The organism is Spirosoma sp. SC4-14, from assembly GCF_037201965.1.
GTDB lineage: Bacteria > Bacteroidota > Bacteroidia > Cytophagales > Spirosomataceae > Spirosoma.
In genome coordinates, this window is sequence record NZ_CP147518.1 from 2,773,049 (window position 1) to 2,788,294 (window position 15,246).

The window sequence follows — 15,246 nt, forward strand, 5'->3', positions numbered from 1 at the left end:
ATTAGTAAGTGATTTTCAGAGAGAACAGAATTGATTTCGTGTTCGGATTGGTAAACCAGTCCTGTCCGCGAGAAAGCCCGGCACCCGTAATGTTCACTTCGGGGTCGGTGCCTGTATAGTTGGTCCACAGAACGAGGTTCCGACCTGTGAGGCTGAAATCGACATTCGACAGATGGGTTAGTCGACGGAATTTTTCGCTGCGCAGGCTATACGACAGCGTGATTTCGCGCAAACGGGAAACGCTGCCATCTTCAATGAACTGCTTGTATGAGGCTGAGTTGAACGATGTTCCACGACCCTGATACCAGGCCTGGTTAAGTGCCACCGGTCCTGCACCGAAGTCTTTTATCTGTCCCTGAAACTTTGTGCCTTCTGGTAGTAAATTGCCATTTACGTCCTTTAGACCGCCCGCTGGTGCAACAGCCGTGCCACCCTGGTCGGCATGAACACCGAATGTGTAGAGCGCTCCCCGTGTTCCGTTATAAAAGTCGTTACCCGCTACACGGTCGAATAGCACATAAAGTGAAAGACCTTTATAGGAGAATGTGCTTCCCAGGCCACCTCGCCACTTTGGGTTGGGGTTACCGATAATTTCGTTGCTGGTACCACCCTGCGGAAAACCGTTGGCATCCAGAATATATTTGCCCGATTCATTTTTGAGGAAGTCTGTCGAGTAGAAGACACCGAAGGGTTGTCCGGCAATCAACGACGCGTTTTCCTGATAGCTGTCCGACAGTGTTTGCGATTCGGCACCGGCCAGCGAAACCACTTTATTGCGGTTCATGGAGAAATTGGCCGACAGATTCCATTTGAAATCCGCAATCGTTAACAGATCGGCTCCTGCTTCAAATTCGAGCCCTTTGTTCGATAATTCGGCCGCGTTGACGTTACGAACCGAATAGCCCGTTTCGACCGGTACGTTAAGTGACAGAATAACGTCTTTCGTGCTGTTGCTATAGGCCGTACCCGAAAAACTGATCCGGTTGTTGAGAAAGCGCAGGTCCACTCCAATCTCGCTTTCGGTTTTCCGTTCGGGGCGCAGGTAGTCATTTCCGGCGGTTGAACTACGGGTATAACCACCCGCATACAGTGCACTGGCCGACGATAGCCCACCGGCATAACTATCTGAGTAGGCGGCTGGTGAGAACGTTGTAAAATTCTGATAAGGCTGAGGCTGAATACCCACCTGTCCCCAGGTCAGACGTAGTTTACCAAAGCTAAGTACTGGGCTGGTTTCCAGGCTTTTCAGTTTTGAGAACTGCCAGGCGAGCGCTGCCGACGGGAAGAAAAAGCTACTGTTGGTTTTGGAGCCAAACGTCGAGGCACTTTCGCTCCGGCCTGTCAAGGTCAGGAAGAGCATATTATAGGCCTGTACTTCGGCCTGCGCATAATAGGCATACGTCCGAATCAGCGAGTTGTAATTGCTGGCCGTGAGGTTCGAGTTCAGCGCATTGGTCAGAATGTCGGGAGCCGATGGAACAATGAGGTTCGTAATAGCATCGCTCAGCAAGGCTTTCCGGCGGCTGTTGTAGTTGACCCCAACCAGCACCGAGCCTCCAAAGTTATTGCTGAAGGTTTTGGTTGCATTGGCGAAAACATCGGTGTTGAACTGCTTTTCCTGAATCCAGTTTTTCGATAGGAAACCACCCAGGTAAGAGCCTGAGTTTCGCGCAAATCGCTCCAGACGGCTATCAACGAAGTTGTCAATACCCGTACGGCCCGTAATGGCAAGCCACGAAAGGGGAGTAATGTTTAATTCGACGTTGCCCATGATGCGGTCAACATCGGTGGTATTTTTGTTATTGTTGATGTTCCAGATCGGGTTTGAGTAAATCGTACTCTGGTCTACGCCCAGTGGATTCCGGAACGATACGTGCGCATCCTTGAAAACCTGGCCGGCTGGATTGGTATACGTACCGGTATAATAATCGTTGTTAAAATCGCCCGGTGTTCGTAGGGCATCAAGCAAAATACCGTCGAGGTTGTCGCCCTGCTGCACCCGCGACGAATAGGTTTTGGTATACCCTACACTGGCCGAGGCCCGGAACCACTCGGTAAACTGGCTGGCAACATTGACCCGTGCCGTGTTGCGGTTGTAGTTACTGAATTTCTTAACAACCCCTTCCTGATTCAGATTCGAATAGCTGATCATGAAGTTACTCCGGGCATTTCCACCACTAATATTAATGCTGTTATCGACAAAATGCCCGGTCTGAAAGGGATCTTTCGTATGATCGTAGACTTCTTTTGAATTTTTTCCACCGTGCGGGTTTGCTGCCGTACCATTGGCAATAGCATAACGCTTGGTGCCGTCCGGGAATGTGATATATCCTTTATAGCCAGCTGCGGTGGGGTCTGTTATAAACGCATCTTCACCACCCGATCGGTCGGCAATCAGATCGCCAAATGTTGTACGGTTGCCCTGCATATATACACCGCCCGATCCTTGTCCGTAGTTGGTTTGCAACTGGTGCATTTTGTTGACCTTGTCGAACGATACCGTCGATTTGAACGAAATATTAACTTTGCCTTTGGTATCCTTCCCTTTTTTGGTGGTGATAATAATTACACCGTTGGCGGCTCGTGTTCCCCACAAAGCTGCGGCCGAAGCCCCTTTCAGGACTTCCATACTTTCAATGTCTTCGGGATTGATGTCGTTGATGCGTGATTGTTGCACAATACCGTTACCGGCTGCCGTACCGGTGTTGTCGCTGGAGTTACTAACCGGAATACCATCAACAATAAACAGCGGCTGCGCATTACCATTGATGGTGTTCTGGCCACGAATCTGAATATAAGCACCAGCGCCCGGATCGCCCCCATTACGGGTGATCAATACGCCAGAGGCTTTACCACTTAACCCCGTCAGTAGGCTGGTTTCGCCCGATTTGGCGATGTTCTTCCCCTCTACTGTCGAAACCGAGGAAGCAAATTTGTCGCGTTCTTCCTTAATCCCAAGTGCTGTCACAATTACTTCGCCCAGTTGTTTGGTATCACTCTTGAGCGTCACGTCGATGGTGTTTCGTGTGCCGATTGCTTCTTCGACCGTTTCCATACCTACCGCCGAGATAATTAATGCATTTCCAGAAGGCGGAACCGTTAGCGAATATTGCCCTTTAGCATCCGTTACCGTCCCAATCGTAGTACCTTTTACCACAATTGTAGCGCCCGCAAACGGAACGCTCCCTTCATCGACAACAACTGTGCCGCTTATCTTTCGGCCTTGTGCGTACACGAACGCATAACTTGAGCTTACGAGTAGTAAGCTAAGCAGTAGTAATTTTTTCATGAAGTAGTTTGATTAAGAAAACGTGGTATTTACTCTACAAAACTATTTTAACGTTGCACAAATCAAAATAAAATTCTAATTATTTTGATTATAGAAGAATATTATATTACATATACAATAAAATAAGGAATATATTACATTTTAATTCTGTTTTAATCTTGTTCCTGTTCTTCGGGTGAATAAGTATTTTTCCTGTTGGTTCTGGTAGCCTTATGGTTGGGTAGAATCGTTATAATTGGATGCTAATCTTCTTTTCATTTTCATTGAAGTCACAAACCATTTATACAATGAGAATACATACGGTGAGCATTCTGCTTTTCTGGCTTTCCATGGCATTTGCGAATGCTCAGCAATCTATTTCACTGATTCCGCAACCGGTCGATCTGCAACCGCAACAGGGTGTTTTCACGCTCGGCCGATCGGCTTCAATCGGGTTCACTAAACCGCAGGGTAAAACTGTGGCCGATATGCTGGCTCAAAAGCTAAGTAGGGCAACGGGTTTTTCGATAAAGTCGAAGGCTGCCACGAAGGCTGATATTTTGCTGGCGTTGACCGATACGCCTAATCCAAAACTAGGGAAAGAAGGGTATACGCTCAATGCATCGTCGAAAGGAGTGGTTATTTCGGCCAATGAACCCGCCGGACTCTTCTATGGTATGCATTCGCTGCTTCAGCTATTGCCAAAAGAAGTAGAAGGAAAAACGGTTGCGAAAATTGCCTGGACTGTCCCGGCGGTTCAGATCACGGACTATCCGCGATTTGGCTGGCGTGGCGTTATGCTCGATGTGAGCCGTCATTTTTTTTCGAAAGAAGATGTCAAAGCCTATATCGACCAACTGGCCCGGTTCAAATTCAACACGTTTCATTGGCACCTGACCGATGATAACGGCTGGCGGATTGAGATTAAATCGTTGCCTAAACTGACCGAAGTAGGAGCCTGGCGTGTGCAACGGGCTGGCCATTTTGGCAATAGAGCCGAGCCTAAACCGGGCGAAGCGGCCACCTATGGGGGCTTTTATACGCAGGACGATATTAAAGAGATCATCCAGTTCGCTCAGGACCGTAACATAACCATTATTCCCGAGATTGATGTGCCAGGGCATAGTATGGCAGCATTGGCGGCCTATCCAGAGCTGAGTTGTACGAAAACTCCCGTATTCGTGAATCCGGGAACAGCATTTTCGGAATGGTATGGCAACGGTACATTTAAAATGCTGGTCGAAAACACGCTGAATCCGTCGGATGAAAAAGTCTACGACTTTCTGGATAAAGTGTTTACTGAAGTGGCCGCTCTTTTCCCGACTCCCTATATTCATGTTGGGGGCGATGAATGTTACAAAGGCTATTGGGCGCAGGACCCCGGCTGTCAGGCACTGATGAAGCAACTCAACATTCGGCATGTTGAAGATTTGCAGGGCTACTTCATGAACCGGGTCGAGAAAATTCTGAAAGCAAAGGGTAAAAAACTACTGGGATGGGATGAAATTCTGGAAGGTGGTATTTCGCCCGACGCAACCGTAATGAGCTGGCGTGGCATAAAAGGCGGTATAGAAGCGGCTCAGATGGGGCACGATGTGGTGATGACACCGACCACATTTGCCTATCTCGATTACCAGCAAAGTGATGCCGATCCGACAATCTATGCCAATCTGCGTACTAAAAAGAGTTATAGTTTTGAACCCGTACCCGATGGCGTCGATGCCAAATACATTCTGGGCGGGCAGGGTAATCTCTGGACCGAGCAGATTCCTACGCTGCGTTATGCCGAATACATGACCTACCCGCGTGCCTGGGCACTTGCTGAGGTATACTGGTCGCCGAAAGAAACCAAAAGTTGGGAGTCGTTTGTGCCACGCATGGAAGCGCACTTCGACCGGGCCGATGTGGCGCAGATCAACTATTCTCGATCGGTATATGACGCAATCATTAAAACGAGTATGCGGAATGGTAAACTGGTGCTGGAACTTGCCGGTGAAGTGCCAGGACTGGATATTTTCTATAGTATCGACGATACCATGCCCGACAATTTTTCGGCACGCTATAGCGAACCGGTCGAATTGCCCGATGGGCCCATAACGCTACGGGTCATTACCTATCGCGCTGGCAAGCCAATTGGTCATTTGCTGGTGCTATCGCGCGATGCTCTACAGCGTCGGGCTGGTCGGTAACAGGTAGTGGTCAATGGTCCTTAGTCAATGGTCATTGGATACTAAGTCCATTATCCAATGACCATTGACTAAGGACCACTACAACGTCAGTCGTTGCTTGTCTTTTAACAATACAGCTTCCAGTTTTTCGTATGGCAGCTTTTGCGGAGAAACCTTGTTTTCGATAGCCAATACCGCTGCGGTGGCTGCCGATTGACCCAAAATCATGAACACAGGTTCCATGCGTATAGACCCAAAGGCGATGTGCGAACTGGATACGCAGACGGGTACAAGCACATTGTTGCATTCACTTTCTTTGGGCAGAATCGATCCGTAGGCAATCGAATAGGGTTTGTCGGGGTGAACGCCAATGTCGCCTTCGTTCTGTACATAGCCGTCTTTCTTCACATAACGCTGGGCATTATGCGCATCGAGCGAGTAAGAACCCATCCCAATTGGTTTCGGAACGCTCGTTCGTCCCAGAACGTCTTCTTCTGTCATAACAAATTGCCCAAGCATTCGGCGGGCTTCCCGAATGTAGAGCTGCCGGGGCCAGTTTCCATTTTCGGTGAATTCGTCTTTTGCCAGCCCCCACTGCTTCATTTTTGACTGCACATCTTCGGGCACGCGTGGGTCATTAGACAAAAAATACATCAGCCCTTTCTGATAAAGTTCATGATCGTTGATGATCTGTTTCCGGCGCTCGTAGGAGGCTTCCGGGTAATCGTAATTTTTACCGATATAATCCGTACTGAACGGGCCGTGATTGTTGGTATCGGTTTTCCGGTTCGGAATCGGGTCGAACTTATCGAACGTTTCGCGCCAGCCAGTGGCAAAAACGCGGGCTAACAGTTCGTAGCGATCGGGGTTATAGCCTTCCGGTTTCGGAAACGGCACCCGGTTGTCGGGATGATTGCTCAGGCACATCCGAAAACAGTAGGCTTGTATTTTATTGTCGCCCGAACCTTTCTCGCCGGGCGGATTGGGCGATACTTCGGGGAGCAATCCACTCTTCGGATCATCGGGGACCACGTATGGGCTAACGTTCGATTTAAAATAATGACCATGCTGAAACACGTCCGTTTCGACGCCGTTCCATTTCTCGCCATACACACTGTTGGCTTCGCGGCCAACGTGGTAGTTAATACCGGCAGCAGCCATCAGATCGCCTTCGTAGGTAGCGTCGATAAACATTTTACCTTCGTAGACAGTCCCTTTCAGTGTACGAATAGAACGAACGGTACCATTACTTTTGGTCAGTCCCTTTTTAGATCGATCGAGCCATTCGTCGCGATAGATGGGAATATGGTATTCCTTAATAAAATCCTCGAAAACAGCTTCGGCAGCGTGCGGTTCAAAAATCCACATGGTTCGGGCATTGCCATCAATGGCCGGTGTGCCTTGGCCTTTGTTGCCATATTCTTCCTGTTTCTGCCATTTCCAGGAGCCTGGTTTCTGGTAATGCTGGTAAAGCCGCTGGTAAAATTCGCGTGATAAGCCACCAATAACTTCCTTATTGCCGGTATCGGTGAAGCCAAGCCCCCCCGACGAAAGGCCACCCAGATGCGTATCGGGCGACACAATAATGACCGACTTGCCCATTTTCTGAACCTGAACGGCGGCAATAACGGCGGCTGAAGTGCCTCCGTATACGATAACATCGGCCTTGCGAACTATAGCAGGATTGGTTTTGACGACCGTGTAGCCCGGCAGAAGGATAATCAGACTAAGGAGCAGAATAGCAAAACTTGGTTTATTCATGCACGCAGGTTTGTTTAAATAATGAGGATACGTTGATGTAACGAGCAAATAAGCCATTTTTCTACTGGTTTTACCCGTTTTTGTGGGTATTATCCCTGCCAAAACCTTGCCTGACTAATTTAATCGCTATTTTTAATAGCGATCTAGCACAACCTGATTTGCGGGGCAGGAACTGCCTTTTGCTACATACAGAACTCAATCAACACATTCATCTTCATGAAACACATTGTATGGACGACTGCCTTTCTTATCGTGGGCAGCGTATCGCCATTTGTTCGGGCTCAGGACCGATTAAGCGGAAAAACCTTTGCCACACGGGCTGTGGTGATGGCTCGCCATGGCATGGCCTGTACGTCGCATCCACTTTCAACCCAGGCTGCTGTCGACATTTTGCGTTCGGGTGGCAACGCCATTGATGCTGCCATTGCTGCCAATGCAATGGAAGGACTCGTTGAACCGCACGTCAACGGTATTGGGGGCGATCTGTTCGCCATTGTCTGGTCGGCAAAAGATCGGAAATTATACGGTCTCAATGCATCCGGGCGATCGCCATACACGCTAACACTAGCCGAATTTCAGAAACGGGGCCTTACGCATATTCCATCAGATGGGCCTTTACCGGTTTCAGTACCCGGTTGTGTGGATGGCTGGTTTGAACTCCACAAGCGATTTGGTCGAACGCCCATGCCCAAAATTCTGTCGCACGCTATTCGATATGCCCGAGAAGGCTATCCTGTTCATGACGAAGCGGCTTTTTACTGGACTAGTATGATCAGTCGGTTTAGCAAGTATCCGAACGTAAAAGAAACTTATGCGCCGAATGGTGCTGCTCCGAAACGGGGCGAGGTCTTTACGAATCCGGCATTGGCCAACACGCTCGAAAAAATTGCCAAAGGAGGACGTGATGCCTTTTACAAAGGTGAAATTGCCCAAACTATCGACGCATTCATGAAAAAGATGGGTGGGTATCTGAGCGCTAAAGATCTGGCCGATCATACCTCCGAATGGGTAGAGCCAGTTTCGACCAACTATCGGGGCTACGATGTATGGGAACTGCCGCCTAACAGTCAGGGAATTGCCACGTTGCAAATGCTGAATATTCTGGAGGGTTACGATTTTTCGCAGATTCCGTGGGGTAGTCCCGAGCATATTCATCGCTTTGTGGAGGCTAAAAAACTAGCCTTCGAAGATCGGGCCAGATACTATGCCGATCCGGCTTTTGCGCAGATTCCGGTACGGGAGCTAATCTCTAAAGAATATGCCGCCAATCGTCGGAAACTAATTGATATGAACCGGGCGGCCAGCCGTGTCGATGCCGGAAATCCAGCGCTCAAACAGGGCGATACCATTTATCTGACCGTGGCAGACGATGAAGGAAATATGGTATCGCTAATTCAGAGTAATTACCGGGGTTTTGGGTCGGGGATGGTTCCTGATGGACTTGGCTTTATGTTGCAGGACCGTGGGGAATTATATAGCCTGATCGATGGACAGAACAACACTTTTGCGCCACATAAACGGCCATTTCAAACCATCATACCCGCTTTTGTTACAAAAGATGGTGAGCCGTTCATGAGCTTTGGTGTTATGGGGGGGAGTTTTCAGCCGCTTGGTCATGTGCAGATCATTATGAACATGATCGACTACGGCATGAACCCGCAGGAAGCAGGGGACGCTCCCCGTATCGACCATCACGGCTCGTCGGAACCAACCGGAGAGAAGATGACAGATTCGGGGATGATTACACTTGAGTCGGGCTATCCGTACGAAACCATCCGGGAGCTAATGCGTCGTGGGCACAAAATGGGCTATGAAATAGGCGGCTATGGCGGTTATCAGGCCATTATGTACGATGCCCGAAATAAAGTTTACCACGGCGCTACCGAGTCCCGAAAAGACGGCCAGGCCGCTGGGTTTTAGTTATTGGTCAGTTGCCTTCGGCGTAATTGGTTAATTGGTCATTAGTCATCCGGTTTATTCTAATGACTAATGACCAAAAACATTACGGCCGTGTCAGTAACTGGTCGATCAAAAACACTTCCCCGTTTTTGATAACCTGCTCCACATTCAGCGCATCGGTTATGTTGCTGAGTGGATCGCCATTGACAATGACCAGATCGGCCAGCTTTCCGGGCTCAATTGATCCTAAGTCTTTGCTGACGCCTACTGTTTCGGCTGCCCAGAGAGTAGCCGAACGCAGTGCCTGGTAGGGCGTTAGTCCGGCTCCTACAAACGATTGAAGTTCGGTGTGCAGGCTAAGTCCATACGGGACAAACGGACTGTCGGTACCGGTGGTAACATGCGCACCAGCATCGATCAGCGCTTTTACGCCTTTCTGTAGGTTACCGAAGTTAGTCAGGTAGCCCGGACTGATTTTAGCGTACTGTGCGGCACTAGCCTGTAGGGCATTGCTATATTCTTCGGAATAAAAGGCCTTATACTGCCGGTTGTTGTAAAGGCTCGGGTTTTTGGTGCCCAATACCGAAAAACCTCCCTGCAACGAAGCTGTAGGCGTAATGTTCATTCCTGATTTGGCCAGCAATTGAATGACATCCTGATAACTCCGATTCATTGCCGTAATCTTGGGCGAATAGCCCCGGCGGCTGGTTCCGCCGATATGCTCAACCGCATCAACATCGTAGCGCATAGCCGGAAAAATCTCGTGCGATGATACGGGCATTCCATTGGCATGGGCAAAGGCCGTAATCCGTTGTTGCATGGCGTCGGGCATACGCACGTAGGTTTTGATCAGATCATAGCCCAATTTTACGGAGCGATTGAGTTCGCGGTCGAGCTGTTCGTCCGAATTGATGCTGGTAGCGGCACCATAGTAGATACGGGTACCGTCGGTAAGGCCACCCGTAAAAAACTGCCGGGGGCCGGGCCGGGTGCCACTAGCCCATGACTCTTTGCGTTCGAGGGCATCGTAGGGATCGGCACCCGGCTCCCGAACGGACGTGATGCCGAAGGATAACCAGAGCCGCCCGATTTTTTCGCCAACCATCGAATGCTGATGCGTGTGCATCTCAAACAAACCAGGAATAATGGTTTTCGTCGATGCGTCGATCAACTTGCCCGCCCGACCCGTTTTATGTGGTTCGATCGCCTTAATTCGATGACCATCAATCAGGATGTCGACATTGTTGCGGTATGTATTGGCTTTTCCGTCGAAGAGTCGACCGGCATGGACCACCACAACCCCCGTTGGCTGACTGCTTTGCCAGGTCAATTCCATCGGGTGGGTTTCGACATGGCCATCGGCCAGGTAGACCTGTTTCAATACATCGGTGGCCAGAAACAGCAGGCTTTTTGAGTCGCCAGTCCAGGTGGGGGTATCGGTTTGCTCGCTGGTGAGCTGGCGGGGCGTTCCAACAATAGAGCCGTCTGCTTTTACATCGGTAACATAAAGGAGTCCATCAAGCACGTAAGCCATTTTGGTACCATCGGGCGACCATACGGGGCCGTTCTGGCCACGGGTTGCCAAACTATGTCCTGGAGCAGGCGTAACGTACCGATCGTTTTTGCCGTCGAGTGATAGCAGCAATACTTCGCTGACGCCCTCGCGGTAACGCGACGAATAGGGATGAAGGGCCGATAGGGCAATGGTCTTCCCGTTGGCCGACCAACTGGCCTGACTGGGCACAAACACCGATTCGTGCAGTTTTTGCGTTTTAGGAACCGTTACATCGGCTGTGTAGGTGACATCGGCCGTATAGAGTGTGCTGCGGCCCCAGGCATTGCGTGGGTCGCTCTGATAAAAAGCAATTTTGCTGCCATCCGGCGACCAGATCGGATAATGTAAATCGTCGGCCATATTAACCAGAATGCGATCCTGCCCCGTTTTTAAATCCCGAATCCAGACATCCATATTCCCATTTCGATCCGACACATACGCCAACTTCGTGCCATCGGGCGACCAGCTTGGTTCAAGTTCCATCGTTGGCCCCTGGGTTAATCGTTCGGGTCGTTTAGTGCCCTTAGCCAGTAGCCACAAATCACCCAGAGCCGCAAAGGCAATCTGTTGACCATCGGGCGAAATAGCGGCCCCCTTAATGCCTTTAACCGCTTGCGCCGTCTGGCTGTCGAAATCATACGTTTTGCGTTTATAGGTAGTTCGGGGGAGCGAAATGATTGCCTGAAACGGAATGGTCTGTGCCGTAGCGCTACCTATTTTCCGACGCTTGAGTAATCCGCTGGAGGTAAAAACATATTCGGTGGGCGAAAGCCAGCTAGCCCGGAACGGAAACACATCTTCTGTGGCATCGGTGAGCATCTGGGTTTTGCCGTCGGTTATCGATACTGCTTCCAGGCCACTTTGCGATTTGGTCAGTGCGTTATAGTACAGGTGTGAACCGGTGGGTTGCCACGAAGGGCCAGCAAGTTTAGCGGTGGATGGCGAAATGAGCTTTTCGGTGGTGTTGGGCGAAGCAGCATCGGGAGTCAGCACATAAACGCCGGGGGCATCGGTCCGATCCGACACAAAAGCAACCTGTTTGCCATCGGCTGAAAAAGCCGGATTGAAATCGTTTCCCGAATCGGTAGTTAGCTGAGTGAGTTTGCCATCGGCTACGGCAAGTTGCCAAATGTCGTAATTACCACTCCGATCCGATGAGAATACAATATGTTTACCATCGGGCGACCAGTACGGTTCGCGGTCGTCCTGAAGTCCTGAAGTTAGCTGCTTTGGTTTACCCCCAATTGCCGGAACCGTCCAGATGTGGTACCGACCGTCCCAAAAAGCATGAAAGGCAATTTGGCTTCCATCGGGCGACCAGCTTGGCTGGCGGCAGTCGCCCAGATTATCGGTAATGGGTTTGGCTACACCTCCCGTTATGGGCAAAACCCAGAGTGTTCCCTGTAAGTCGATGACTAGTTTAGTCTTATCGGGCGACAAATCGGCGGCCATATTAGTGCCTTCCGTGACGGTTACCCGGATTGAATCGATCCCGCTTGCTCGTATTTGATGTATTTGAAGAAAAAATAGAATTAAGCCTGAACGGGCTACTCGAAGTACGGTTGGAAGTCGCATAGGTTTCATAGGAGGAAGGACAACTTGCTGATTACGAGAAGTATGATTAATTCTACTTATTCGGTTTCTGAACCTACGCACCCAAAGCTATACTTCCAAACATCGAACTGATTTGTGGGGTGTTCACCAAAAATTCCCTTGAAAAACCGTAATTATCCTTAAAAAAAGTCTACGTAACTTGTTTTTTACATTGGGTTATGCAGGGGCAAATTCTATATTTGTAGGCATTCCTATTTCTAAATTCACTTATAACCTATTAACTAATCGCATGAATTATAGTGTCTATCTAGTTCCCGCACTAGGTATTGTTGGCTTGCTGCTAATGTTTACCAAATTTATGTGGGTTTCGCGGCAGGATGCTGGCGACGACCGCATGCAGGAAATCGCTACGTATATCGCCAACGGTGCCCTGGCCTTCCTCAAAGCAGAGTGGCGTGTATTGACCTATTTTGGCGTTATTGTTGCTATTTTGCTGGCTTATTCCGGTTCTTTAGTCGAAAATTCAAGCCCCCTCATTGGTGTGTCTTTTGTGCTTGGGGCATTTTTGTCCGCGCTGGCGGGCTATATTGGTATGACCATTGCCACCAAAGCCAATGTGCGTACTGCTCAGGCTGCCCGAACCAGCCTGACTAAAGCGCTGGAGGTATCGTTTACGGGTGGTTCCGTTATGGGTATCGGGGTGGCTGGTCTGGCTGTGCTGGGTCTTGGGAGTTTATTTATTGTACTCTACAACTTATATGTTGGCCCTAATGGCGACGTGAACGGGCTGCCAATGGAGAAAACGCTCGAAGTACTGGCAGGTTTCTCTCTTGGTGCTGAATCCATTGCTTTGTTTGCCCGGGTAGGCGGTGGTATTTACACAAAAGCGGCCGACGTTGGGGCCGATCTCGTTGGTAAAGTAGAGGCCGGTATTCCGGAAGATGATCCGCGCAACCCGGCAACCATTGCCGATAATGTGGGCGATAACGTGGGCGATGTAGCCGGTATGGGGGCTGACTTGTTCGGTTCGTATGTAGCTACCATTCTGGCTACTATGGTTCTTGGACGTGAAATCAAGATTCCAGCCGAGGCTAATATTTTTGGACATGCACCTATCGTACTGCCAATGGTGATTGCCGGTGTTGGACTGATTTTCTCGATTGTGGCTACATACTTCGTGCGCGTAAAAGATGACAACGGCAGTGTACAGGGCGCGCTGAATTTTGGCAACTGGGCATCAATTATTCTAACGCTGATTGCGTCGTACTTCCTGGTCACAAACTACCTGCCCGATGTTACAATGGAAATTCGTGGAGTTACATTTACGCGGATGGATGTGTTCTACGCTATCGTTACCGGCTTGGTTGTAGGTGCTCTGATGTCTATCATTACGGAATATTATACCGCAATGGGACGCCGTCCGGTACTGTCAATTATCCGGCAGTCGGCTACAGGAGCGGCTACCAACATTATTGGTGGCTTATCCGTAGGGATGGAGTCGACCGTATTACCGATTCTGGTGCTGGCGGCTGGTATTTACCTGTCGTATGAATTTGCGGGTTTATATGGCGTGGCCATTTCGGCCGCTGGCATGATGGCAACAACGGCCATGCAACTGGCGATCGACGCGTTTGGACCTATTGCCGATAATGCGGGTGGTATTGCCGAAATGAGTTATCTGCCCGAAGAAGTTCGGGGACGCACCGATATTCTCGACGCGGTTGGCAACACAACGGCGGCTACAGGCAAAGGCTTTGCTATTGCATCGGCTGCGCTAACGGCTCTGGCGTTGTTTGCTGCTTTTGTGGGCATTGCTGGTATTTCGACGATTGATATTTACAAAGCAAACGTGCTGGCAGGACTCTTTGTAGGGGCCATGATTCCGTTCATTTTCTCCTCGCTGGCGATTGCGGCCGTGGGTCGTGCCGCCATGAAGATGGTGGAAGAAGTTCGTCGCCAATTCCGCGAAATTCCGGGTATTCTGGAAGGAACTGGTAAACCCGAATACGAAAAATGTGTGGCTATTTCAACGCAGGCATCTATTCGGGAGATGGTGTTGCCGGGAGCCATTGCGCTTTCAGTGCCGGTTATTGTGGGCTTTACGTTTGGCCCTGAAGTGTTGGGCGGTTTGCTGGCCGGTGTAACGGTATCGGGCGTATTGATGGGGATTTTTCAGAACAATGCCGGTGGTGCCTGGGATAATGCCAAAAAATCGTTCGAAAAGGGTGTTATGATCAACGGTGAAATGTTCTACAAAAAATCAGAACCGCACAAGGCATCGGTAACGGGCGATACGGTGGGTGATCCGTTTAAAGACACATCAGGACCATCAATGAACATCCTCATTAAGCTAATGTCGATTGTATCGCTGGTCATTGCGCCCTATATCGCCGTTAAGCCTGCCAACCATACCGGTGAGGTAATTGTTACCGAGGTCGATGAAGTGCTGCTCCCTGCCGGTGATACACCAGACGGCATGGCCGAAACTGATCCAACGGCGGCCAATCTGGGTGAGTTCATGAAGCGGAAACTGTCGAGCGGCACCGAACTCAATATCCCGGAAAATGGTATCGAAAACAACCTGCTGAAATTTATCGAGAGCGATAAGCCCGTCGACAAAACGACCTGGTTCGATTTCGATCGGTTGCTGTTCGAAACCGGTAGCGCTACGCTGAAACCACAGTCGCAGGAGCAACTGAAAAATATTGCCGAAATTCTGAAAGCGTTTCCGGCAGTGAACATCAAACTGGGCGGTTATACAGACAATACGGGCAATGCCGCCAGCAATCTAAAGCTCTCGCAGGATCGGGCTAACTCCGTTCGGGTTGAGTTAGAAAAGATGGGTATTGACAACAACCGTCTGGAAGCCGAAGGCTATGGACAGGAGCATCCCGTAGCCTCTAACGACACTGAAGAGGGCCGTGCCAAAAATCGCCGGATTTCAATTCGCGTGACGAAGAAATAATCGGTTTATGGTTTACGGTTGCGCTGCCAGAGCAGGATGTGTGCTAACAGGCGGAGCAACCGTAAACCAAATACCG

At 49.8% G+C, this 15,246-nt stretch carries 6 protein-coding genes; 3 read left to right on the top strand and 3 right to left on the bottom strand.

The features are described 5' to 3' along the window. Window position 1: 1 nt before the first annotated feature. Window positions 2-3,289: a SusC/RagA family TonB-linked outer membrane protein gene (locus WBJ53_RS11175; protein ID WP_338876204.1), complete on the bottom strand. Its 3,288-nt coding sequence runs from the start codon at window positions 3,287-3,289 to the stop codon at window positions 2-4. A 287-nt stretch (window positions 3,290-3,576) separates the two neighbouring features. Here WBJ53_RS11175 and WBJ53_RS11180 point away from each other — a divergent pair, with 287 nt between their 5' ends. Next, complete coding sequence (locus WBJ53_RS11180) at window positions 3,577-5,457, top strand: family 20 glycosylhydrolase (RefSeq protein WP_338876205.1); 1,881 nt, start codon at window positions 3,577-3,579, stop codon at window positions 5,455-5,457. Window positions 5,458-5,535: 78 nt separating this feature from the next. Here the strand turns inward: WBJ53_RS11180 and WBJ53_RS11185 are convergent, their stop codons facing one another. Further along, window positions 5,536-7,197: an FAD-dependent oxidoreductase gene (locus WBJ53_RS11185; protein ID WP_338876206.1), complete on the bottom strand. Its 1,662-nt coding sequence runs from the start codon at window positions 7,195-7,197 to the stop codon at window positions 5,536-5,538. Window positions 7,198-7,413: 216 nt separating this feature from the next. Between WBJ53_RS11185 and ggt the strand changes: the two genes are divergently transcribed. Beyond that, the gene (ggt, locus tag WBJ53_RS11190) at window positions 7,414-9,117 is read left to right on the top strand and encodes a gamma-glutamyltransferase (protein WP_338876207.1); all 1,704 of its coding nucleotides are present in this window, start codon (window positions 7,414-7,416) and stop codon (window positions 9,115-9,117) included. A gap of 82 nt (window positions 9,118-9,199) precedes the next feature. Here ggt and WBJ53_RS11195 read toward each other — a convergent pair whose 3' ends face one another. Beyond that, the gene (locus WBJ53_RS11195; protein WP_338876208.1) at window positions 9,200-12,226 is read right to left on the bottom strand and encodes an amidohydrolase family protein; all 3,027 of its coding nucleotides are present in this window, start codon (window positions 12,224-12,226) and stop codon (window positions 9,200-9,202) included. Between the two features lie 268 nt (window positions 12,227-12,494). Here WBJ53_RS11195 and WBJ53_RS11200 point away from each other — a divergent pair, with 268 nt between their 5' ends. After that, window positions 12,495-15,170, top strand: a complete 2,676-nt coding sequence (locus WBJ53_RS11200) for a sodium-translocating pyrophosphatase (protein WP_338876209.1) — start codon at window positions 12,495-12,497, stop codon at window positions 15,168-15,170. Window positions 15,171-15,246 lie beyond the last annotated feature (76 nt).